General features: G+C 54.0%; 21 protein-coding genes. 3 read left to right on the forward strand and 18 right to left on the reverse strand.

Going from position 1 to position 24,383, the window contains the following annotated elements; all coding sequences use genetic code 11:
• Window positions 1-24: 24 nt before the first annotated feature.
• From ABTW62_RS07850 to rplU, 5 genes are all read right to left on the reverse strand, one after another.
• Window positions 25-1,029 (reverse strand): YheT family hydrolase, encoded by a 1,005-nt coding sequence (locus ABTW62_RS07850; protein WP_430904036.1) that lies wholly within the window; start codon window positions 1,027-1,029, stop codon window positions 25-27.
• Between the two features lie 51 nt (window positions 1,030-1,080).
• Entirely contained in the window at window positions 1,081-2,202 is a 1,122-nt protein-coding gene (gene proB, locus ABTW62_RS07855) for a glutamate 5-kinase (RefSeq protein WP_430904037.1), read from the reverse strand.
• Between the two features lie 5 nt (window positions 2,203-2,207).
• A complete protein-coding gene (cgtA, locus tag ABTW62_RS07860) occupies window positions 2,208-3,236 on the reverse strand; it encodes an Obg family GTPase CgtA (protein ID WP_430904038.1) in 1,029 nt (342 codons plus the stop codon).
• A gap of 144 nt (window positions 3,237-3,380) precedes the next feature.
• Window positions 3,381-3,638, reverse strand: a complete 258-nt coding sequence (gene rpmA, locus ABTW62_RS07865) for a 50S ribosomal protein L27 (RefSeq protein WP_430904039.1) — start codon at window positions 3,636-3,638, stop codon at window positions 3,381-3,383.
• Window positions 3,639-3,650: 12 nt separating this feature from the next.
• Window positions 3,651-3,962, reverse strand: a complete 312-nt coding sequence (rplU, locus tag ABTW62_RS07870) for a 50S ribosomal protein L21 (protein WP_430904040.1) — start codon at window positions 3,960-3,962, stop codon at window positions 3,651-3,653.
• A 281-nt stretch (window positions 3,963-4,243) separates the two neighbouring features.
• Here rplU and gshA point away from each other — a divergent pair, with 281 nt between their 5' ends.
• Window positions 4,244-5,536, forward strand: coding sequence for a glutamate--cysteine ligase (gene gshA, locus ABTW62_RS07875; RefSeq protein ID WP_430904041.1), 1,293 nt, complete (start codon window positions 4,244-4,246; stop codon window positions 5,534-5,536).
• A gap of 162 nt (window positions 5,537-5,698) precedes the next feature.
• Entirely contained in the window at window positions 5,699-6,664 is a 966-nt protein-coding gene (gene gshB / locus ABTW62_RS07880) for a glutathione synthase (RefSeq protein WP_430904042.1), read from the forward strand.
• Between the two features lie 68 nt (window positions 6,665-6,732).
• Here the strand turns inward: gshB and ABTW62_RS07885 are convergent, their stop codons facing one another.
• The 13 genes from ABTW62_RS07885 to apaG all read right to left on the reverse strand — a co-directional run bounded on the left by ABTW62_RS07885 (window position 6,733) and on the right by apaG (window position 23,722).
• Window positions 6,733-7,467 (reverse strand): Crp/Fnr family transcriptional regulator, encoded by a 735-nt coding sequence (locus ABTW62_RS07885; RefSeq protein WP_430904043.1) that lies wholly within the window; start codon window positions 7,465-7,467, stop codon window positions 6,733-6,735.
• Between the two features lie 714 nt (window positions 7,468-8,181).
• Window positions 8,182-11,694, reverse strand: a complete 3,513-nt coding sequence (locus ABTW62_RS07890; RefSeq protein ID WP_430904044.1) for a FecR domain-containing protein — start codon at window positions 11,692-11,694, stop codon at window positions 8,182-8,184.
• A 144-nt stretch (window positions 11,695-11,838) separates the two neighbouring features.
• Window positions 11,839-14,112 carry a CHASE2 domain-containing protein gene (locus tag ABTW62_RS07895; protein WP_430904045.1) on the reverse strand — a complete coding sequence of 758 codons (2,274 nt, stop codon included), beginning with the start codon at window positions 14,110-14,112 and terminating at the stop codon, window positions 11,839-11,841.
• Between the two features lie 229 nt (window positions 14,113-14,341).
• Entirely contained in the window at window positions 14,342-14,617 is a 276-nt protein-coding gene (locus ABTW62_RS07900) for a hydroxylamine oxidoreductase (protein ID WP_430904046.1), read from the reverse strand.
• A gap of 368 nt (window positions 14,618-14,985) precedes the next feature.
• Window positions 14,986-15,696, reverse strand: coding sequence for an RNA polymerase sigma factor FliA (locus ABTW62_RS07905; RefSeq protein ID WP_430904047.1), 711 nt, complete (start codon window positions 15,694-15,696; stop codon window positions 14,986-14,988).
• A gap of 8 nt (window positions 15,697-15,704) precedes the next feature.
• Window positions 15,705-16,601: a MinD/ParA family ATP-binding protein gene (locus tag ABTW62_RS07910; RefSeq protein WP_430904048.1), complete on the reverse strand. Its 897-nt coding sequence runs from the start codon at window positions 16,599-16,601 to the stop codon at window positions 15,705-15,707.
• Complete coding sequence (gene flhF / locus ABTW62_RS07915; protein ID WP_430904049.1) at window positions 16,594-17,868, reverse strand: flagellar biosynthesis protein FlhF; 1,275 nt, start codon at window positions 17,866-17,868, stop codon at window positions 16,594-16,596. The genes ABTW62_RS07910 and flhF overlap by 8 nt, the downstream gene beginning before the upstream one ends.
• Complete coding sequence (flhA, locus tag ABTW62_RS07920) at window positions 17,865-19,949, reverse strand: flagellar biosynthesis protein FlhA (protein ID WP_430904050.1); 2,085 nt, start codon at window positions 19,947-19,949, stop codon at window positions 17,865-17,867. Before flhA ends, flhF begins: the two co-directional genes overlap by 4 nt.
• A gap of 29 nt (window positions 19,950-19,978) precedes the next feature.
• Window positions 19,979-21,121 (reverse strand): flagellar biosynthesis protein FlhB, encoded by a 1,143-nt coding sequence (flhB, locus tag ABTW62_RS07925; protein WP_430904051.1) that lies wholly within the window; start codon window positions 21,119-21,121, stop codon window positions 19,979-19,981.
• A 149-nt stretch (window positions 21,122-21,270) separates the two neighbouring features.
• Window positions 21,271-21,435, reverse strand: coding sequence for a hypothetical protein (locus ABTW62_RS07930; protein WP_430904052.1), 165 nt, complete (start codon window positions 21,433-21,435; stop codon window positions 21,271-21,273).
• A 442-nt stretch (window positions 21,436-21,877) separates the two neighbouring features.
• Window positions 21,878-22,378, reverse strand: coding sequence for a hypothetical protein (locus ABTW62_RS07935; protein WP_430904053.1), 501 nt, complete (start codon window positions 22,376-22,378; stop codon window positions 21,878-21,880).
• 202 nt (window positions 22,379-22,580) lie between these two features.
• On the reverse strand, window positions 22,581-23,288 hold the full coding sequence (locus tag ABTW62_RS07940; protein ID WP_430904054.1) for an SAM-dependent methyltransferase: 708 nt from the start codon (window positions 23,286-23,288) through the stop codon (window positions 22,581-22,583).
• A gap of 50 nt (window positions 23,289-23,338) precedes the next feature.
• Window positions 23,339-23,722 (reverse strand): Co2+/Mg2+ efflux protein ApaG, encoded by a 384-nt coding sequence (gene apaG, locus ABTW62_RS07945; protein ID WP_430904055.1) that lies wholly within the window; start codon window positions 23,720-23,722, stop codon window positions 23,339-23,341.
• Window positions 23,723-24,078: 356 nt separating this feature from the next.
• Between apaG and ABTW62_RS07950 the strand changes: the two genes are divergently transcribed.
• On the forward strand, window positions 24,079-24,383 hold a 305-nt coding region (locus tag ABTW62_RS07950), incomplete at its 3' end, for a hypothetical protein (protein WP_430904056.1).

Below are 24,383 nucleotides of genomic sequence, written 5' to 3' on the forward strand. Positions count from 1 at the left end.
ATTTTTGCTCTGGCTGGACTTGGCTCATAGGCCTAACGATAAAAAACGCATGATGCGCTGCGGCAGCCATTCCAGTTTGCCGGGGAACGCGCCATGCATAAAACCGACATGCCCCCCTTGGGCAGGAAAATCCAATGTAACGAATGATGAAACGTCTGCATGCCTGGGCAAAACATGGGCTGGCAGAAAGGGGTCATTGCAAGCATTCAGCAGCAGCGTCGGCACCCGAATTTGTCCTAGCCACGGCTTGCTGCTCGATTTGCGCCAATAATCGTCGGTATCCCGGAAACCATGCAGCGGCGCGGTCACCAGGTTGTCAAATTCATACAGCGTCTTGCATGCCGCAACCGCCTGAATATCCAACAGACCCGGGAAACGCTTGTGCTTATCCAACACCTTGCGCTTCAACGAAACAAGAAAATGCTGGGTATAGATACGGTTAAAGCCGGCATCGAGCGCAGTGCCTGCCGCCGCCAGATCTATCGGCACGGAAACAGCGACAGCGCCCGCGACAAATTTATCGGCCTGTGCGCCCTGCTCTCCCAGCCATTTTAACAAGGCGTTCCCACCGAGCGATACTCCGATCACATAGCAAGGGGAATGCTGGCTCATGGCACTGTCATGACTGGCCATTCTGCGCAATATCCGGTCTATTTCAGCCGAATCTCCGGCATGATAAGCACGCGGCAGGCGATTGGGTGATCCGGAGCAACCACGAAAATGCACAACCGCGCCCCGCCAATTCAGTGTCTGAAGCAAACGCATGATGCTCAAAGCATAATGGCTGCGCGAACTCCCCTCCAGGCCGTGCAACATAACCACCAGCGGTTTATCCGCGCGGCCATCGAGCCAGTCGACATCGATAAAATCCCCATCATCCAGCTCCCAGCGCTCGCGACGGTAGCCGATGGCTGGATTGGTATTCAAGAAATAAGGGTAAATGGTTTGCGCATTGCCACCGGGAAGCCATTTCGGCGCAGCATAAGGCAGCAATTGTTCGGCACTTGCCAACAGGGACAGATCATTCATACTGGATATAAGCGGATTCGGCCTAAGTGGCGGCCCTGAAATTCATAGTCATCATAAAATAACCAAATTATTTCTATGGATAAGTTCATACTCATCGACATAACCCAGCACGGCCTCAATCCGGCTGGTAGGAAGCCGCATGATCTTCCGTGCTTCCCGGGCGCTATAGTTGATCAGGCCGCGCGCAATTTCGCGACCACCAGCATCCAGACAAGACACAGCCTCACCGCGCTCGAAATACCCCCGGACCTCTTCCACACCGATTGGCAACAGACTCTTACCTTCGGCTAACAACGCCCTGGCCGCACCCGCATCCAGCACGACACTGCCTCTCACCTGCAGATGATCGGCAAGCCACAGTTTGCGCGCGACCCTGACCGGCATGTCAGCGAGCAGGCTAGTCCCGATCGCCTCGCCTCTTGCCAGACGAACCAGCACATCCTGCGCTTTGCCTGATGCGATGAGGGTGTGCGCACCGCTACGTGCAGCACGCTTGGCAGCCATGACTTTGCTTTGCATGCCACCGCGCCCGATTTCACTACCGGCACCGCCCGCCATGGCCTCGATGGCCGGATCGCTGACACGGGTTTCCGGTATCAGGGTCGCGGCAGAATTTTTACGTGGATCACTCGTGTACAAACCAGCCTGATCTGTCAGGATCACCAGGACTTCCGCCTCAATCAAGTTGGCAACCAGCGCTGCCAGATTATCGTTATCGCCAAATCGAATTTCATCGAACACGACAGTATCGTTCTCATTGATGATCGGTATGATACCAAGATTGAGCAAGGCCAGAATCGTCGAACGTGCATTCAGATAACGTTTGCGATTGGATAGATCATCATGGGTGAGCAGAATCTGCGCGGTCTGCAACCCATACGCACTAAAACAAGTGGCATAGGCCTGGGCCAGGCCCATTTGCCCCACAGCCGCCGCGGCTTGCAATTCGTAGAGCGCTGAGGGACGGCTTTTCCAGCCCAAACGCTGCATGCCTTCAGCCACCGCTCCGGATGAAACCAATACGATTTCCTTACCCATCTGCCCGATGCGGAAAATCTGCTCTGCCCAGCAACCGAGCGCTTCATGATCCAACCCATTGCCCTGATTGGTCACAAGGCTGCTGCCGACTTTGACAACGATCCGGCGGGCTTGTTTCAGAATTGGTTGCGTCATAGCAATCAATGTTCGAGTGCGGAGTCCAGCTGTTCCAGATGTTGCATGATAGCGTAGACTAACGCCTGGCAACCCTCTCCGGTCAGCGCCGAAATGACAAACCATCGACCTGTCCACGCCAGCTCATCCAGCAAACACTGGCAAGCTGCCTCTCGCTCGGTTGCAGGCAATAAATCGGCTTTGTTGAAGACCAGCCAGCGAGGCTTGTGATAAAGCGATTCATCGAATTGCCGGAGTTCGTCGATCAATGCCCGAGCGGTCTGTATGGGATCGACACTGTCATCGAAAGGCGCGACATCGATGACATGCAGCAGCAGGCGCGTGCGGCTTAGATGCTTGAGAAATCGATGTCCCAGCCCGGCACCTTGCGCCGCCCCCTCAATCAGCCCCGGGATATCCGCCATCACGAAGCTGCGGCTGGTATCGACGCGCACGACGCCCAGGTTAGGATATAGCGTGGTAAACGGATAATCGGCCACTTTGGGGCGCGCGGCGGAAACTGCGCGAATCAGCGTGGACTTACCGGCATTGGGCAATCCGAGCAGTCCGACGTCAGCCAGTATTCTCAGCTCCAGCTTCAGCTCGAATTTTTCACCGGGCTCGCCATGGGTAAACTGCCTGGGGGCACGATTGGTGCTGGATTTAAAATGGAGATTGCCCAATCCGCCCTTTCCGCCCTTGGCCAGCAATGCTTTTTGCTGATCCTGCTTAAGATCGGCCAAGACCTCACCGGTCAGCGCGTTGGTGATGATCGTGCCTACCGGCATGCGCAAGATGATATCTTCCGCACCCTTGCCATAACAATCGGAACCACGGCCATTCTCCCCCCGTTTCGCCCGGAAAATTGGCGTGTAGCGGTAATCGATCAGCGTATTGAGATTATGATCGGCAAGGGCATAGATACTGCCGCCATGTCCGCCATCGCCACCGTCCGGCCCGCCTCTCGGCACAAATTTTTCCCGGCGGAAACTGGCCACGCCATTACCGCCATCTCCAGCAAAAACCTCTATTTTTACTTCATCGATAAATTTCATGAATTCGCTCTGGCGTGACCACTCTCATTGCTGATAAAAAAATCTGCTCCTGGCTAACAGACCGGGACTAAAGCAAAAAGCCCCATTCCTGGAATGGGGCTTTTTGCTTCGGTGAGCACTGATCGTCAAGCGCAATCACTACGCTCACACGGGAATCACGGCGACCGTCTTACGGTTCAATGCACCCTTGATAGTAAATTGGATTTTCCCTTCCACTTTAGCAAAAAGTGTATGATCGCGGCCAATACCCACATTGTCTCCAGGATGGAACTGGGTGCCGCGCTGACGGACGATAATGCCGCCCGCCTTAATCAACTCACCACCAAAGCGCTTAATACCTAAACGCTTGGAATGGGAATCGCGCCCATTTCTTGAGCTACCGCCTGCTTTTTTATGTGCCATGAACTAACCTCCTTATGCGGAAATACCGGTAATCTGAATTTCAGTGTAATTCTGCCGGTGTCCCTGATGTTTCTGATAATGCTTGCGACGACGCAGCTTGAATATGCGCACTTTGTCATGCCGTCCATGACCGATCACAGTCGCATTAACTTTGGCCTGATCAAGCAACGGCTTGCCCGTAGCGATATTTTCGCCATCTGCCACCATCAGAACCTGGTCCAGCAATATTTCGCTGCCTGCTTCGGCAGACAATGTTTCGACTTTCAATTTGTTACCAACTTCAACCCGGTATTGTTTACCGCCTGTCTTGATTACTGCATACATATCCATCTCCCATCATAGAACCGCCAATTATATCGCTACCAGCAGATTATGTGTAACATTTATGCGTTTGTGCACGCGGGTCACGATGCTCGTGCTGCGAAAAACCAGCAGCCAGGTAAATTTCAACGCAAGCCAGCAGCACTCGTGACAAATACCGGCACCGGGGTGGCTCATCCCGCCCGGTCGACTCCCGGGACGGGGGTACTATTCCGGGCAGAATTTTTCGCCCCAGCTGTGATGCTATAATTAGCCATTCCAATTTTTATCTTTATGCTTTCCACATGCCGGTACCTCACCTCACTATCGCCTTGAACGGGCCGATTTTCGAACTCGAGAAACGCATCCTGGATGCCATGCCGGTAATCGAGCACTGGCTGCGCAAACAATGGCATGAACATGCCGTACCGTTCTATTGTTCGGTGGATTTACGCAACAGCGGCTTCAAGCTGGCGCCTGTCGACACCAACCTGTTTCCCGGCGGATTCAACAATCTCAACCCGGCGTTTATTCCGTTGTGTGTGCAGGCAATGATGACCGCGGTGGAGAAAATCTGCCCGGATGCACACAGCATCCTGCTGATTCCGGAAAATCATACGCGCAATATTTTTTACCTGCAAAATGTTGCCGTTCTGCAGTCCATCATGCGCCAGGCTGGCCTGGATATCCGCATCGGATCGCTGCTGCCGGAAATCACTCACCCCACGCCGATAGCGCTGCCCAATGGCGATACCTTATTGCTGGAACCTGTGCAACGCAAGGGAAACAGGCTCCATACAGCGGATTTTGATCCTTGTGCCATTCTGCTCAACAATGATTTATCCGGCGGTGTGCCAGAAATCCTGCAAGACCTGGAACAAATTACCATTCCGCCACTGTATGCAGGCTGGGCAACTCGCCGCAAGTCATCCCATTTCAATGCTTACGACAGCGTTGCACAGGCTTTTGCCGAATTGATCGATATCGACCCCTGGCTCATCAACCCCTATTTTACGTCTTGCGGCAAAGTCAATTTCCATGAAAAGGAAGGCGAAGACTGCGTCGCAGCAGCCGTTGATGAAATCTTGCGCGACCTGCAGGAGAAATACACACAATATGGCGTTAAGGAAAAGCCTTTTGTCATCGTCAAGGCCGATTCCGGCACTTATGGCATGGGCATCATGAGCGTTAAGGATGGCGCCGATGTCTACAAACTCAACCGCAAACAGCGAAACAAAATGGCCACCGTCAAGGAAGGTCTGTTCGTAAGAAATGTGCTGGTACAGGAAGGCGTATATACTTTCGAGAGCATACATCAGGCCGTGGCTGAACCCGTCATCTACATGATTGATCGTTACGTGGTCGGCGGTTTTTACCGGGTCCATACCGGGCGCGGCATCGATGAGAATCTGAATGCACCCGGCATGCATTTCGTGCCCCTGGCATTTGACACCACCTGCGTGCAACCCAACCCTACTGCCAGGCCTGATGCGGTGCCCAATCGCTTCTATGCCTACGGGGTGATTGCCAGACTGGCACTGCTTGCGGCGGCGATCGAGCTGGACCGTTATGCAAAACATCCTTCAGGGTACCTCTAAAAATTCTGCGTTTTAAATAAGACGAGGTGAGAACAAAAAATGTTGACGCCGCATATGATGGATATGCAAGGAGACATTTTTTGTAAACAACGACGTATTGTGACGAAATATGGATTTTTAGAGGTGCCCTTCACTGAATACGAACACATGAGGTGAAACATTATGAAACTGGCATTCATTCTGGACCCACTCGACACCATCAAGATCAACAAGGATTCCAGCTATGCCATGATGCGTGAAGCGGCAGCACGCGGCCATCAGCTTTATGTCCTGCAGCAAGGGGATCTAGTCTGGAAAAATGAGCAGGTGGTCGGTTTTGCGCGCGCGCTGGCCCTCACCGATCAGCCAGAAACGCCCTATCACTGGTATCAGGAAGGCGTAACGGAAGCGCTTCCACTGCATCGCTTCGACGCGGTTCTCATGCGCAAGGATCCTCCCTTTGACAGCGAGTACGTCTACAGCACTTATTTGCTGGAATTGGCCGAACGACAAGGTGCCTATGTCATCAACAGGCCACGGGCCATACGTGATCACAATGAAAAGCTGGCCATCACGGAATTTCCTCACCTCACTCCACCCTCTATCGTCACTCGGCAGGAATCTCTGATCCGCGAATTTCTCGCCGAATACCAGGACATCATCCTGAAACCGCTCGATGGCATGGGCGGTGCCGGAATTTTCCGTGTACACAGCACCGACCACAATATTGGCGTGATCCTGGAAATGTTGACGCATTATGGGACGCGCACCATCATGGCGCAACGCTTCCTGCCCGAAATCAGCGAAGGCGATAAACGTATTCTGTTAATTGCGGGGGAGCCCGTAGCTTACGCTCTCGCACGTAAACCGAAACCCGGGGAGACACGCGGCAACTTGGCTGCCGGCGGCACGGGCACGGCCCAGCCCCTGTCAGCGCATGACAGGGAAATCGCCGCGAAATTGGGGCAGATTCTCTACCAACGCGGCCTGATGCTGGTCGGACTGGATATCATCGGAGACTATCTGACCGAGATCAATGTCACCAGCCCGACAGGCATGCAAGAGATTACCGCTCAAACAGGCATCAATGTAGCGGGTTTGATGATCGATGCGATCGAGCGCGATCTTCAGGCAAAAAAAAGCCCCTGAACTTGCATCACTCGTTCCGCAGCCATGCAGGGATGGCAGGACTGGTCCGGCATATGCCCGGGCCAACCTCAAATCGCACCGCGCACTTCATCTACCATCTGCTTTAACCTCCCGACATCCAGCACACGCAGCGTGTGGCCTGTACGCTCGACCAAGCGATGCTTGGCCAGCTCGCTCAACTCGCGCGTCACCGCTTCTCGATGGGTGCTGACAAAACAGGCCAATTCGGCATGGGTAGGCGCCGGCTTGATTACAGCAGAATTCGGGGTATCCATATTCTGCCTGGCTAGGCGCAGCAACTCGGCATGAATCCGGTTGCGCACCGCAAGCGTGCTGAAATCGAATACGCGTTCGGTCAGGCGTCTGACCTGATCGGTCAGGCGCCTCAGAATCGCTGTACAGAATACCGGATTAACATGGATCAATTGAATGAAAACCTTGCCCGGCATCGAAGCCAGCAAAGCATCCGTTTTGGCCGCAGCGGTCGCTGATCGCACCTGGCCATCGATTGCCGTCAACTCGCCGAACATCTCCCCTGCGGGCAAATCACACAGAATCACTTCATCACCGGACAACCCATAATAATGAATACGCACACAGCCCTGGAGAATAAAGAATACGCTGTTGCTGTGGTCCAGGTAGCGCACAATTTCCTCGCCAGCAGCATAATGATGCCGGTGTAGGGATCGTGCTATGCCATGCAAATCAGCCGGCGGCAGATCCCGGAGTTCAACAATGTTTTTAAACAGCATCAGGCATGCTTCATCTGCCCAATCATAACCCTCAAAAGATCCATCCATCATTCGGCCTCATGGGTTGCAGAATCAAATCACTCAGGCTCAAAATGCCGATGGCAACTGGCCGTTTTATCCCCAGATATTACAGTCCGCCTGAAATGTCACCGGTGCACCGCCCTCACAAAACAGCGGTCCTTTTTCTGACCCGGAAGTTGCCCACCCACCTGGTACTTGCCTGAAATCCTGTTGGTACACGCAACATTTTCCATCGGGTGCTTTCTTTGCATAGTATTCCGTTTTAACACCCGGTCCATATACTATCTTTTTCAAAGCCCCACTATAAATAGTGGTTCTTTTATTGCCAGCCGGATCTGTTCTCTCTTCGACAAGCTCGCATCGGCCATTCGTATTTCTCACCGTATAGGTATAAGTACAAGTCATAATCGCAATCAGTCTATACAAACAAGATAAAGCGGCACCGCCCGCAGAATCTGAAGATCGATGCACCAGACGGGGATTGAAACATAATTATGCCGTTATTGGTATCCAATTATGTCAAATATGCACTATTTCATTCGCATCAACCGCACTGAGCATTCATTCGGCATATGATCCGGCGCCTACTCTGCAGAGCGGATTGACTGGACATGCACTCACATTGCCACCCAGCAGTGTTACAAATCTTTCTGAAAGCCGCAGTTAAATGGCCTTACCTATGCGTCTCTCAAGCCAGCACAATCTGCCGGCGATGCGCACTCGCGAGCAACCAGAGCTATCCGTCTAAAAATTCAGAGTTAATTTCCCGAAAATGGTGCGTGTGGGCGAATACAGCCTGGGATGGGGCTCGGAAGTAAAAAAATAGGGTTGTCTATAAAAAAATGTCTTATCCAGCAGATTCCTCACTTCCAGGCTGAGCAAGCCTCTGCGGTTAGGCAACCGGAAGCCGGCGATCGCGTCCAGCAACATAAAATCCGATGTCCCGGCACCATTCCAGGGATCATCATGCTCTTCCCTCGGCAGACCCGCCAGCCATTGTTGCTGTTTGATATAGGTCGTGGAAAATTTGGTAAAGAAACCTGAAGCATGAAAATATTCGATACTGACCGGTGCGCTTAAAGTATCGATACGCCGCGGTTGCAAATAATACTGATATCCACGACGATCGGCCCGCTCGAACTGCAACGCACCTTTTATCGACCAGGACGCGCCCAGCAACCAGTTGAGATACAGACGATACCATCGCTCCCGTTGCTTTTCCGTCGCCTGCGACGCTATCGGCAGCGCTTCAGACTGCACGAGAGGAATTTGCAATGTGCGTTCGGACACCTCGGCACCACCGTACAGATTGTCCGCCGCGCGGGCATCGAGGCCAATACCGGCACGCCGGGTTCTGGTGGCATTCGGATCATCGAAGAATTGATTGAATCCCGCAATCTGGGTCGGTTCCAATGTTTGCTGGCCGATCAAATGCGATTTGGTCGTTTCGAACCAGGCAGTCCTGAGCTGGAGATAATCGTTGACATACCATTGCAAGCCCATCTTGGGATTGACCTTGCCCGCCTTCTTGCTGTCCGCACCCGTAAACGAGTCATAGCCCAAACCAAGCGTGACATCGAGGCTAGCCAGTGCATTGACGTACAGATAGCTGTAGGCGCTTTCGCGGTGTAAACGATCGGGCAAAGCAAAAAAAGGTGACTGATTGTCGAACAGATAACGGTAGACAGCCCCCCCCGTGACGGCACGCAGGAAATCCTGCTTGAGTATGTGTTGCGCCTCGATCTGTTTTCCGGAAGCAGGAAACTTCATGCCGGTGAAATTTTCCATCCGGTCAACATACTTGGCCGACAGCAAGATATCCTGGCGCGGCGACAAGGCATATCTGGCGCCAATACGCACGGAATCTTCCCGCAGCGTCCTTCTGTTATAGGGATTGTAGTCTCTGTGATAAAAATTCTCTGCAGCAAAATCTCCATGCGCTGTCCTGCGAGAGACAAGCTCTGCCTGAAGATTGAATTTCGGGGTCAATGCATATTGCAGAAAAGCATTGTAAATATCATGGGTTACATCATGGTTGTTGCCACTTTGGATGAGCGTGCCATCTTTTCTGCTGCGACCGGGATCGGGGTGATCCGGGTCGAGATCATTCCGGCGGAAACCGCGGGTGCTGAAGTGGAATTGCCCCAGACTGATTGAGGCCCGGTCATACACGGCCGAGAAAACCACCTCATCGCCGAGTGTGCGATCACTGCCATAAAGGCCCGAAGCAACGAGCTGCGGACGATTGCGCGCCATCAGCGGCACAAATTCATTAAAACCCGCTACGGCGGGGCCGGTATTGGTAATGATATTGAGATCGGCCACAGCCATACGCGGCTGCACTGGATTGACATTGATGGGCTGCAACAGCTGCGCCTGCAGCAATTCGCTGACACGCGCGATTTCATGCCGGGGCATGCTGACATAGGCATCGGAAAGAAAACGATGGGCGGCATAGTTGGCAGGATCGGAACTCAGTGAGCTGGCGGTCTCCACCAGGGCACGTCTTTGCAACCCAAGGTTGTCATATATCCGGGCCAGACTTGCCCCACGCCCTGCCTGGTCCTGATCGAGCAACAATCGGGAACGGTAGACTGCCCGGTTGTCATTCAACTCGATCGATTTCTGGATATCACGCAAGGCTTCTATAGGCCGATTCTGTGTCTGCTTCTGGATCGCATCGTAGAACCAGGGAGTCGGATCCTGCGGATCCCTCGTTCTTGCTAAATCATATTGCGTGCTGGCCAGCCCATATTGCTTTTCCTCAAAATAAACCTTGCCGAGATAGCTGCGCACCAAGGAATTGGCAGGATCCAGGCTGGCAGCGATTTCGAGTGCCCTCCGCCCCGCCACCAGTTTGCCCTGGCGAACCAGGGCCAGCCCCAGTCCAAGCCGCGGCATGGGATCAGCCTGATCGAGTGCGATTGCCTGACCAAATATTAAACTGGCCTGATCCGTATCAATTCGTAACAAATGGGCAAACCCCAGCACCGTCTGAGTTTTCGCCAGCCCCGGATCGAGATCAACGGCCCGCCGGGCCGCCACAAGCGCCTGATCCAGTTCATTCATTGACATATGCAGCTCAGCCAGCCGGGCCCACGCCAGCGCATGGCCGGGATCTAACCGAACCACGGCGGCTACACTGTCCAATGCGGCCTTGATTTGAAAATGTGCCTGCTGCGCATAGGATAGCGCAAGTCTCGCCATGGATGAGGCCGGATTCAGTTCAACGGCCTGGCTTGCCCAATGCAGTGCTGCAGCCTTGTCATTCTGCGTCACCGCAATCACAGCCTGCAGCGCCAGCACATCGCTATTATCGGGTTCAAGCTGCAACGCTCGCCCAAGATCCCGCTGCGCGTCCTCGGCGCGCCCTACCACCAGCAACAGTCCCGCCCGGTGCAATAGGGACTCGATTGTGTGCGCATCAACCGCCAATCGATCCAGCTCTGACAAAGCCTCGGTCAATTTTCCTTGTCGATAATACGCTAAAGCGTTGCGCACCACCTCTGGCAAACGGGCCTCGCTTTCAGCATCCAGCCGGTAATCGATCACCGCTGGATAGTGCAACGCCCACTGCACTGCATCGAGCGGCTCCAGCAGAATTTCTCTGCGGGGTGACTGGGTCCGATGAATGACAGCCGCCTCACCATTTGTCAGCACGAGGCGGCCTTGCGCATTGACCACGCTGACCTTGCCTTCAAACACCACAACGGAGGCCTGTGGCTGTTGGGTGCTGATAAAGAATTCCGTACCCTCAACACTTGCATTGACTACTGGCGTCCTGATCTTGAAAGGTTTGGGCGTTCGTGTGATGACATGCATAGCGCCATTCATCAGCTCGAGCAAGGTGGAAGGGCCTGTTTCCGGATCCACAAGGGTAATCGCCGTTTTCTGATCCAGCCGCAGCATGGTTTCATTACTGAGCCTGAGCGCTGCGCGACTGCGCGAACGGACACGCACTCTGTCGCCTACGCACAGGGGCGTATTTAATCGCGCCGGATGCCAGCCTGTCTGACCCGCCCGGTGAAATTCGACCCGCCCTTGTACAGACACCACATGCGCAACCACCCTGGCACACACCTCCGCAGATGCCGCAGCCTGTCCCGGCATGGCATACAGACCCAAACAGAGCCAGAGTCCAGGGCGCCACTGTCTGGCAAAACAGCGGGACAGGCCAAGCCCATACCCCCTGATTGCCATCAGCCCTTCAACCAGCCACATTACAGCGAAATAATTGATGCCAATTACCAAGCGCACACCGGAATATCCTAATTGCATATCAGTTGATGACCAGTCTATACAAGGCAAATAAAATTTCTGTGATCTTTCGCACAACTCAATCTCTCCCGAATGGCTCAGTTGAACGCTATAACAGCGCCCCCCCAACCAGGCGGTTCAGGATTATTTCAATTGCATACGGATGACGGGCTGCCAGGGTTGAGAAGACGGCAGCTGCAGAGAGGCCTGACAATGCTTGAGATAAAATTGGGTTGGCCCGTCTTCCGGAAAATCATTTCGGATCATCTGAAATTGACGGCATGCCGCATTCAGATCGCCGGATGCATAGGCAAGCAATGCTTGCCGAAACATTTCGCATAACCGTTGCTGGGCTTCGTGGCTTGCTTCCCGGCAGGCAACCAGCTCCAGCAGATTGATGGCTTGCGATTTCCCCGGGAGTACAAACCGGCCGAGGGGACGCAACAGAAAATCATTCAGCCCCACCACAACCTCCTCGGAAACCAGCAAACGTGTGCCGAGGAATTTGTTGACGCCCTGAATGCGGTTAGCGGTATTCACAATATCGCCCACGGCACGGTATTCGTAATGCTGGCGCGCGCCGACATTACCCAATACCATCTCGCCAAAATGCAGCCCGAGCCGGGTAGGCAACGGCGGATGATGCGCGCTCTGGTTAAAATGGTCTATCGCAGCCACAATATCCAGACAAGCCAGGCAAGCCTGTTTACGCAACGCCTGATCGGGAACGGCCGCAGCCCAGATTGCCAGCATGGCATCGCCGATCACATCGGAAACCTTGCCCCCCAAACGCTCCACCGGCTCGAACAGACTGGCATAGTAGTCATGCATCAGCAATGCAAGCTGCCGCGGATCCATCGTCTCCGCCAACGTGGTATATTTTTCCGCGTCGGTGGCCAAACAGACCCCGTACACCAATTGACTTTCCGCATGAATCGGCCCCGCGCCATTCACCACATCCTGCACCACCTGCCATGGCCGGTACCGGCCAAAAAGCGCCTCGATTCGCTTCCGCTCCCGATTGGCCTCGAAATACCGTAATGCACTCACGCCAATCATGCCCATGGGCAACTGTATCAGCATGGGAATGGCCAAAGGCAGCCAGACATGTTTGGCGCTGAATAGCGCGATTGCCGAGCAGACGTATATGGCAGTCCATATGCCACCCAGCATGACCATAGCCAATACGGCGCGCGCGTTCTCGACCGGCACCAGGAAGCCAAGCAGACAGACCACCGATCCATACAAGCACAGGATTAGTGCGCCACTGAGCGGCGGCAACGGCAGCAGCGCCTTGTCTTCCAACAAATTCGCAACGGCCGTCGCGGCAATCTCCACGCCGCTCAGCGTCAACCCGTCCGCGCGGGAAAAGACGGTATGGTAATCATCCCGGATTTTGTCCTGTTCAGCGGCCGTTGCGGCCGAAAACCCAACCAGCACGATTTTTCCTGAAAAATCGAATGCCTCAGAAATGGCGAACTGATTGTCATGATCACGCTCAACCAGCTGATGGTATGGAATCGTCTTGATCGTTCGGGGGGGACCGTAAAAATTCAAGTAGCGTATCTCACTGCCGGCATAGAGATTCACCAGCGCATGTATCATCCGCCGATGCGCCGCGTTCAGGCCCGGATGCCGCGCTGCTTTATCCAGTATGAACGGCCCCAGCATCGGATCATGTAAAAATGCACTTCGCAAATCGAGAATCAGCTCTTCAATCTCAACTGCCTGTGCATCTGGGGGCAGCCGCCGGGCCAGCGCAGGGTTCACCCCGGCCAACAGGTGCAGGAGACTGCCATAGGCCGGCAAGGCAAACAATTGCAGGACGACAGCAGGAAAAGTCGGCATATCCCCCGCACTGGGCCTGAATGTCCAACTCTGATTGACCCAGGCCGACTTCGGCAAAGGAAAAGATGCCTGGGCACGTGCCGCATGCGCCAGAACGGGCACAATTTCCCCGGCCCATTCCTGCAGGATCGTGACGGCAGGCTGACCGGCCTTCTCATCCGCAAGCACAATCTCATCAAAATCCAGTTTTTCTACCAGCACAACATTGCGCGCATGCGCAATCGCTGCGGCAAACTGCACATCCTGCTCGGCCATCTGGCTGGGCCGATCGAACGCCAGATCAAACGCTATCACGGCCGCGCTAGCCCGAGACAGCTGCTCAACCAGACGCGCATGCAATGTGCGTGGCCATAAGCTGGGTCGGAGCGGTAAATCCAAATGGGAAGCAGCGGCCTGGTCGAGCGAGACCACGACTACCTCAGCTGGTGCCGGTTGATTGCCGCGGGCATGAAACAGCCAATGCAGGCCAAACTGTTCTTCGAGCCCCACCCCTTGTGGCATCAAATAGGTGGCCGCACCCAAAATGCCGACAAATAATGCAAGCAGAACGCGCACAAACCATCGTTTCATCACAGCGCAAAGCCAGCCAGCCGTTTATTGCAACGTTTACTGCGTTGACTGAAATCTTCAGGAGAATACTGGGTAACCAAAACCGATGCGTTTGACCAAACAATACAAAATGAGTCTCTATACAACTTTATTTGCTCGGCCGAAAATGCTTCAGAAATATGAAACACAAAAAATAAGCCGAAAAAAAAGGGCCTGAGAACAGGCCCTTTTTTTGGAAAAAGCAAGCTAATTAATAGCCGCCTTGCCAGGCATCGCCCGAAGCTTCACGTGCTTTCTTGACGATAGCCACGGCATCCGCACATTTCACTCTTACAATTTTTCCATCCTCAACATCAGTCCGGCTTTTAACGACATCAGTCGGTTTCTTATCTTTGCAGGACATATAGTTCAGGAGATCCTTAGCCGCGATTGGCGCCAAGGAAGAAGTCAGGTTACCACTTGCAAATGTTGCAGTCGAACCCAATACAAAAATCGAAACAAAAGCTGCAACGATTACTTTGTTCATTTGCGTTCCTCTTTAATAGTTTCAAAACCAAATCCATCGCCTGACAATTCTTTCAGGCAAAATCCCGCGGCTTGTTTTTAAACCAAGCTTTCCGAAAGGAAAACATTAACACAGATGAGTGGCCGGCAAATACCTTAACCCTCGCCATTCCCTGGTTAGCATGGACCCTGCACATTCTATCAAGTAATTCAAAATTTTTGCATCAAAAACGATCAATTTCCCCAAACTTCGGTAACGCTGGATCCATTCCATTGCCAGAAGCCAGCATCGAACGCGCCTCCTCACCGGCTTGTGCCGGAGCAGATCACAGGAAGCACGCTATTTCGACAACTCATTCCATCCGCCAAGCGGGACAATGCCCAGTCCATTCACTTGTCTCTTAAACGCGCGCGCAACCGGGCAATTGCCTGAGCATTGAGCTGGCAGACACGCGATTCACTGACACCCAGCACTTCACCAATTTCGCGCAAATTCATTTCCTGCTCGTAATGCATACCCATGACCATTTTTTCCCGGGGAGGCAAATGCTCGATCGCCTCGATCAGCAATTCACGTAGATTTTTTTCCAGCAGATGATCGAGCGGCTCGTTTTCCCTGTTACCGCACAGACGATCGAGAAAATGATCTTCCTCATCTTCCTGGAAATCCTCGTAATAGATCAGCTGCCCGCCACGCGCATCCTGCAGAGCGCCCTGATATTCCTCCAGAGACATATTCAATTCGTCGGCCAGCTCCTGCTCGCTGGGAGGATGATCCAGGCGCTGTTCCAAGGAACGGACGGCCGCTTCGATCTGACGCATCTTTTTGCGCAAACTGCGCGGCAGCCAGTCCGCGTCCCGCAGTTCATCCAAAATCGAACCACGAATACGCTGAGCCGCGTAGCTTTCAAACTGACGGCCATAAGAGCCCTCATAGCGGCCGATTGCATCCATCAGCCCGATCATACCCGCCTGAATCAGATCATCCACCTGAACGCTCGCCGGCAACTTGGCCATCATATGATAGGCGATCCGCTTGACCAATGGCGTATATTCGATAATGAACTGCTCTTTATCAATCGTGCCGGTTTCGGTATACATAGGCTCGCTCAAACCGTAAAATCCGCCATATTATTGAGATGGCTCGTACGAATCAGGCGATGCATGAAATTTTCCATTCCACCACCGTCTGTTCCAGGACAAGGGTAACGAATCATTTTTTCGGCCAGCTGCCGAAAATCCGCAGCAGACCGGGAAGCTGGAAAGGCTTCTACCACCGACTGACAAAGCTGGGTGGAACGATAGAGCTTGTCATCGAATGGTATACATCCCATCCACTCCAGTCTGACGGCCAGATGCTTGCGCGCGACAGCGGCAATATTTTCAAAAATATCGCGCCCCATGCTTTCAGATTCCACTTTGTTGACCAGCACCAGGAAATCCCGCCGCGCATACTCCTTGCTCATGAGTTTGATCAGTGCATAGGCATCGGTAATGGACTTACCGGTCCCCGAAAGCACGATCAGTACCTGCTGAGAAGCCAGACTCAGCGGCACAACATGACTGGCTGTCCTGATGGCGGTATCGATCAGCACGACATCGACCGACAGGGTCAATTCACCAAAGCTTTTGATCAACCACTCCTGATCGACTGGCGCAAGCTTTGCCAAGGAATCCATGCCACGCACCGCTTTCAGAATCAGCACACCCCGCGGACCCTGCGTCAGCACCTCCTCAAGGGGCCTCTCCCGATTGATCGCATGCAGCAAATCAAAATGCCCCTCCAGACCAAGATTGGCACTCACATCGTTATGCCGCGGATTCTCATCCAGAATCAGCACATGCCGGCCGATCTGCGCCAGCGCCATGGCCAGATTAATCACTGTGCTGGTTTTACCCACGCCGGTCCGGCCACCGGCCACTGTATACACACGCACCCCTTGCTCGATATCCAGCGCGCTCAGCGCACGCAAGCCGGAAGCCTGGTCCCTCATAGGGTTAGTCATGCCCCGCCTCGGCACAGACCTGCTGTGCACCCTCTGCTTGATTGAGGAAACTGCTCGCCATCACAATGGCAAACTCCGAATCCTGTAAAGCAAAAGGAGAATGCCTAGAAATGGATCTGAAAATCCGATGCAACAAATAGCGGGAATTGGCCGCGTGCAAGTCCTCTGGCACTTTCTGCCCATTGGTGACATAGTGCAGCACCAGTTTGCGCCGAATGGCCGCATCGAGCGCAATGCCCAGGCTGGTCGCCTCGTCGATTTTGGTGATGATGCAACCATAGATACCGTGATGCTGATAGGCGGAAATCACTTCATCCAGCGTGTTGCCATTACTGGTAGCATTAAGAAGCAGCAAATGCCGGACCTCGGTCCCGCATTGGCTCAGCATGGCGATCTGTTCCGCCAACATCTGATCCCGCTGGCTCATGCCGACCGTATCGATCAAGACCATATGCTTGCCCCGCAGCTCATGCAGAATCAACTGTAAATCATCGACATCCTTGATGCTGCGCACCGGCACGCCGAGCAATTTGCCATAAATACGCAATTGCTCGTGGCCGCCAATACGATAGCTGTCAGTCGTCAGCAAAGCGACTTTGTCTGCGCCGTGCCGGATCACGCAACGCGCCGCCAATTTTGCGGTGGTAGTGGTTTTCCCGACACCGGTCGGACCGATTAATGCATACACACCCCCATGTTCGATGATTTCGTCGCTGACCGCCGTGCGCAAATTAAGTGCCAACAGGGTGATGGTTTTTTTCAGACTTTGTTCGAAATCGTGACCGACCGGTAATTTTTCCAGCAAATGGCGCGCAAGCAGCGGACTGAAACCGGCATTCAACAAGGTACGCAGCACCCTGACACCATCAGGATTTTTCCGCGAAAAATTATCCCATGTCACGGTGGCCAGCTGATCCTCCAGCATTTGCCGCATGGCCTGAATCTCCTGAATGATATTCATACTCAGCGCATCTTCTGACCGGGGCGCCCCAGCCGCTTCCCCATTGGACGAAGAGGGCGCCGCCTTGGCTGCCAAGGTGGTCTCGGACAAAGCGGGCGCTTTCGCTTTCCTGTCCGCGGAAGATGCAGGGGCCGCTGCTTGCGTATCATTGGCAAGCGAGGAAATATCATCACTGGCCAGGGCCATGATTTCTATCCCACCTTCCACTTGCTTGTTTGACAGAATCACCGCATCAGCACCCAGCTCTTCTTTGACTTTGCGCAATGCCTCGCGCGAAGTTGCGGCCAGAAATCTTCTCACTCTCATGTTCTACTTCCTCCAACAATGGAAACGAATTTAATTTTTCTGGAATCCGGAATTTCGGAATAAGCGAGCACGCGCAGCTGCGGCAATGCACGCCGCAGGAAACGTGCCAGCAACAGCCGGATCGCATCGGACACCACCAGCACGGTGGGCAACCCGAGATGCTCCATGCGCCTGACCGCGTTACCCGCTTCACGAGTCAGTGTTTCGGCCAGCCCCGGCTCTATGCCCCCCTCCGCCATGGGCGCTGATTGCACCACCTGCGTCAAAACAGCTTCCAACTCCGGGTGCAGGCTCATCACTTGCAGTTCCGTGCCCGACGGATAGTATTGCTCGACAATGGCCCGCCCTAGCGCCACCCGGACCAGCGCGACCAGTTCCATGACGTCCTGGGTACGCGCGGCATATTCGGTCAACGTATCGACAATGGTGCGCATATCGCGGATATGCACCCCCTCTTCCAGCAAATGCTGCAACACTTTCTGCACCGTCGCCAAAGGCAACAGCTTGGGAATCAGGTCTTCGGTCAGCTTGGGCATGCTCCGCGCAAGATGATCGAGCAACTGCTGCAATGCATCCCGGTTGAGCAATTCGGAGGCATGACCGCGCATCAGATGATTCAAATGAGTCGTTACGACCGTGCTGGCGTCGACCACCGTATAGCCACTGGTCTGCGCCAGCTCGCGCTGACCAGTCTCGATCCAGACAGCCGGCAGGCCAAATGCCGGATCCTGGGTGCTGTTGCCGGGCAGGGCCATGGTGACCTGACCGGGATTGATTGCCAGATACATGCCGTTATAGGACTCCCCCTGGCCGATTACCGATCCTTTCATGGTGATACGATAGGCATTGGGGCGCAGCTCCAGGTTGTCCCGGATATGTACGACCGGTGGAAGAAATCCGATTTCCTGGGCAAACTTCTTGCGGATACCGTTGATCCGTCTCAGCAAGTCACCCTGCTGCAGCTTGTCGACCAGCGGAATCAACCGGTAACCCACTTCCAAACCGAGCGTATCGACTTGTGTCACGTCTTCCCAGCTGGCATCCTGCGTTTCGGGTGCCATCACTGGCGGCTCACTGGGCTTTGATTCCGCCGGCACAGGACGCCGGGACATGTAATAGGCCACCGCCCCGATCAGCGCCGATAACAGCAGAAAGACAAAATTAGGCATCCCCGGCACCAGGCCCAGCAGGCCGAGAATGCCCGCAGTCAGCCATAAGACCTGCGGCCGGTTGAACAACTGGCTGACCATCTGCTGCCCCAGATCCTCATCGGTACTGACCCGACTGACCACCAGCCCGGCTGCTGTCGAAATGATCAACGCCGGGATCTGCCCCACCAATCCATCACCAATTGTCAGTAAGGTATAATTACGGGCTGCGGCGGCAAGATCGAGATCATGCTGCAATACGCCCACCACCAGACCCCCGATGATGGTAATCAGCATGATCAGAATGCCCGCAATGGCGTCGCCCCGTACAAATTTACTGGCCCCATCCATGGAGCCATAGAAATCCGCTTCCTGTGAAATGCGCTCACGCCGCTGGCGTGCGTCGCCCTCCCCAATCAGGCCGGCATTGAGATCGGCATCGATCGCCATTTGCTTGCCGGGCATCGCATCCAGGGTAAAGCGCGCGCTCACTTCTGCGATACGCCCCGCACCCTTGGTTATCACAACAAAATTAATCACCACCAGGATAATGAACACGACCAAACCCACGGCATAATTGCCCCCCACCAGGAAATGGCCGAATGCCTCGATCACTTTGCCAGCCGCATCCGGACCGGTATGGCCATTCAACAGCACCACCCGGGTTGAAGCCACATTCAAGGAAAGCCGCAACAAAGTGGTAATCAGCAGAACTGTGGGAAAAACAGCGAATTCCAGCGCATGCCGGGTATAAAGGCCGACCAGCAACACGATGACCGCCAGCGCGATATTGAATGTAAACAACACGTCCAGCACAAAAGGCGGCAAGGGCAGAACCATCATTGCCAGAATCAGCATGATCAGTATCGGTCCCGCGAAACTGCGCAAATGGTTGCCCTGTAGCCAGGCAGTCAATGACAAAATATTATTCATATTGAATTGATCGGTTCACACTTGTCATATCAGTGGGTGACACTCACGTGATCCAGCGCGTCAGGAATCGCTATCTCCGGCGATAATTGCGGTGCCTCCCCGCCATAAGTCTGATACCTGCGCAATTGAAAAACATAGGCTAGGACATGCGCGACAGCGGTATACAGTGCCTCAGGAATTTCCGCCTCCAGCGCCACGTGGTGATACAAGGCGCGTGCCAGTGGCGGCACTTCCAGCACCGGCACATGGTGCGCTTCGGCCAGTTCACGGATGCGTGTCGCGACCAAATGCACACCTTTCGCCACCACCTTGGGCGCCCGCATGGATCGGTCCTGATATCTCAGCGCCACGGCATAGTGAGTCGGATTGGTAATGATGACATCCGCCTTGGGCACCTCTGCCATCATGCGGCGGCGGGCAGCCTCACGCTGCAGACTGCGAATACGCGCTTTGACTTGCGGATCGCCATCTTCTTCCTTGGATTCCTTGCGCAACTCCTCCTTGGACATCCGCAGCTGGCGCGCATGATTCCAGAGCTGGAACGGCACATCGATGAGCACGATCAGCACCATCGCACCCACGATCAGAATAAAGGCCAGCACCATCAACCTGCCCATGCCGGTCAATCCCGCAATCAGCGGCAGACTGATGAGATCAAGCACCTGCTGTTTGTAAAACCACATCACCCCGGCCGCCACCCCGCCCACGACCAATGTCTTAGTGATTGCCTTAACCAGCTCGATCAAACCACGCGCGGAAAAAATGCGCTGCAGTCCCTTGACCGGGTTGATACGCTTGAAATCCGGCATCAACGCCTTGGAACTGAACAACCATCCACTGAGCAACATCGGAGCAAAGAAAGCCACAATGACCAGCCAGGCCAGCAACGGCGCGATGGCCAGCAAACCATCGACTGCCAGCTGGAACAATCTCGGCAAAAGCAACGCCGGATCATATGCAAACGCCCGCTCCATCGACAGGCCGCTTTCCAGGATGCCCGCCAGCTTGTGCATGATAATCGAGCCGATAAACCACAAGCTTCCGGCCGTCGCGATCAGAACTGCAAACGTGGTGAGCTCCTGCGAACGCGCAACCTGCCCCTCTTCCCGCGCCTTTTCCAGGCGCCTGGGAGAGGCGGGCTCGGTACGTTCAAGATCGCTGTCTTCTGCCATATCGGGCTCCTCTCGATAAGGCTGAATTATCGAAGACACTGCCGGAAATCGATGCAGGGAACAAACGAAGATTTATCCTGTTAATCACTCGATCCAGAATGGAATCGGCGTACCGGCTGGCAGTTACCTAGGAGGCTGTTTGGAAATTTTTATTGCAGACCCAGCTCTTCAATGTCATAACCATTGCGGCGATGCCTCGCCGCCAAAAGCGTCTGGATGGCCACGGCCCTGCGGGCCTCGCCAAGACGGTGGTTGGGTTGGGAAGGTGGCCATTCTGCGCTGACTTGCCACAGCAACCACGAATGAACACCCATGCACACGAATAGAGGTCAGGTTGAATCCGGGCATGAGTTGGAACTGGCTGCTTGGTAGGGTGCGCTCGCGCACCGTTTTTTACATATGTGACAACTTGCTGGCAATGACCGATGTTTGACGGTGCGCGAGCGCACCCTACCGTTTCGCGAGCCGCGAAAGTGGCGCGGCGATCCAGCCCAACATCAACTTGGCCTTGATGCTGGATATTCTTAAAGGGAAGAATTGGCTCTAGTACTCCGTTCCGTCAATTAGCTTACAAATGAAATCGATGGATTCGCCTGCCAGGCTAGGCGCAAACCGCAGTCATAGCCATAGCCATAGCCGTAGCTATGGCGAGGATTTGCAACAACGCATGACAGGCGAAGGCGCGATTTCATGTAAGCGTTTTGGAGGAACGTAGTACTAGTCACCCATTCATGCAGCAAGGCAAGCCTTTCAGGTTTAATTCTCGGGGAACTCGGGGCGCACACTGCCCACCCCTTCATATTCTGGCCGAACCAGGCTGTGCCCGCGGAATTCGGGCAAAATATAACGCTCATCGGTCCGGAATGGTTCCAGCGCCGGTCGCAGGCCCGCGCGCCAAGCTTCCATCGACTCTTCAGCAAAGCTGGGTGATACGTCTTGCCCCGGGATAGGTTGCTGTTTGCGCAATTCCCGCCAGCGCCGGTCCAACCCATGATGTTGTTGCCAAACCAGACAATCAACGAAGGGAAAACAAGGATACATCCATTGCACGCCCGGATAAGCCAGAATAGGCGAAGGATAAGGATAATGATGAGCATGCCAGCCGCCGCTCACCCAGACCGCCCCCGAACGCACCGTCAATCGATCCACCTCAGATTGCCCAAAACTCAAGCCAGGCACGGCAACCATCCAAAAAGCAGCAGCGACCAGCTTGTGTCCGGATCCCGCCAACCCTCTCACGCATAATGAGCTCTTCATCGCGCATTTCCTCAGCATTCGGTGCGCCTGCGCACCCTACTCCATTGGACTGCAACCACCGCAGGATGCGCCTGCATACCGGCAAATACCATCAACGACCATCCCGACAAATCCAGCCTCTACCACACGTTCAATACCTGCTTGGTGCATGGAATGCACCCTGCCTCATTGGATTGCAGACACCGTCCGCCTCACTGCTTGCTCATCCATGCAGCAAAAACACGGCCGGCTTCTTGTTCAGGTCCGGCAAATCCTGCCGCCATTCGCCTATGGTGCGCGTGACGACGTATTCATCTGCAAGCGTCAAATGGCAGGCCACGCACAGATCCGTACCCGAATGGCACTGTTGTATTAACGCCTCGAGCAAACGCTTGTTCCGATAGGGTGTCTCGATAAAGATCTGGGTTTCATCCGCCATGATCGATGCCTTTTCCAGCTGCACAATTTTTTGGTTACGCGCCGCCTGCTCCACCGGCAGATAGCCATGAAAACAAAAGCGCTGCCCATTCAGGCCAGATGCCATCAACGCCAGCAAAATCGAGGAGGGGCCCACCAGTGGGACGACACGGATATGCCGCTGGTGCGCCAATCTCACCAAACCGCCGCCAGGATCGGCCACACCGGGGCAGCCCGCCTCCGACAACAAGCCCACATCGTTCCCGGCAAGCAACGGCGCCAGCAGTGCCTCCAGCTCGGCGGCGCGCGTATGCTCGTTCAGCACTTCCAACTCGATGGCCTGCAATGGCTGCAGGCCATCAATCTGCTTCAGAAAATGCCTCGCGGTTTTTGGATGTTCAACGATGAAACGATCAAGTGAAGCCAGGCGTTGCTGCACGCCCACCGGCAGCATCCAGGCAAGATCGCCCTCGCCTAGTGGCGCCGGAATCAGATAAAGCGTGCCGAAGGTCATAAATCGATATACTCAAGAAAAATACTCGGTTTGATATTTGAATCTGCTAGTCAATGCAGCACTCTGGGCACACTCAATATGAATTCAGGAATCTCCACCGAATAATGAAAGCCATCCTCGGCCACCATCTGATAACTGCCTTTCATGGAACCCGCCGGTGAGGAAATCGCCGTGCCACTGGTGTATTCAAAACTCTCTCCCGGCTTCAGAATAGGCTGCTCCCCCACCACCCCCAGCCCCCGCACTTCATGAACACTGCCATCACCGCTGGTAATGATCCAATGGCGGCTGACGAGCCGGGAAGCGACACTGCCGGTATTGTTGATCGTAATCGTATACGCAAAAACATGCCGCTCAGCACCCGGATCGGATTGATCCGGCAAGTAAACCGTGCGTACTTTCACTTCAATGTTGTATTTTTCTTCATTATCCATAGAACCTATTCCACACTATTTTTGTGGTTACGGCAAGCGAGTCAGTGCGTATTGCCGACTCCGATCCCATCTCAAACTATGCGGCAATTGATCAACAGCATTAACGTCTCCTCAAAACGACACATTTAAATATTTAAATACAAACACTTAATTACTATTACTATAATTACGTCTCTATTTAGAGACATCATGAATTGATTCAAGCACGACACAAGATGGTTAATGTTCTGCTGAATCAATAACATGAATAATTGGCACGATTATTGCTTAAAAATTTATCAGTTTCATTAAAAATTAACAAAGACCTGCCATGCTATATCCGCATGGCTTTTTTACTTCATAAGGGAATTCGGGGTATGACCCATAATAAAAACGTTAATCCATTCACCCACACACGCACACCATCAACCCATCCAGGAAACACGCTGGGAATACGCCGGTTTATCGGCATGGCCGCCCTGGCCGGTCTGACAAGCCTTGCAGCAACACTCACCCTTTCCCATGCAGCACCGCCTGCGCACGCAAGCGCAAGCGAACGCGCTCAAAATAATTTTGCCGAGGAAAAGCTTCCCACCAATGCCCGTGCCAAACAAAGCAGCAATGAAGAATGGGCTAGAGGACGCATCCTGGTCACACCACGCGCCGGCCTGCCAGCCAAGGC

The sequence above is a fragment of the Nitrosomonas sp. ANs5 genome (assembly GCF_050584665.1).
In the GTDB taxonomy this organism is placed as follows: domain Bacteria; phylum Pseudomonadota; class Gammaproteobacteria; order Burkholderiales; family Nitrosomonadaceae; genus Nitrosomonas.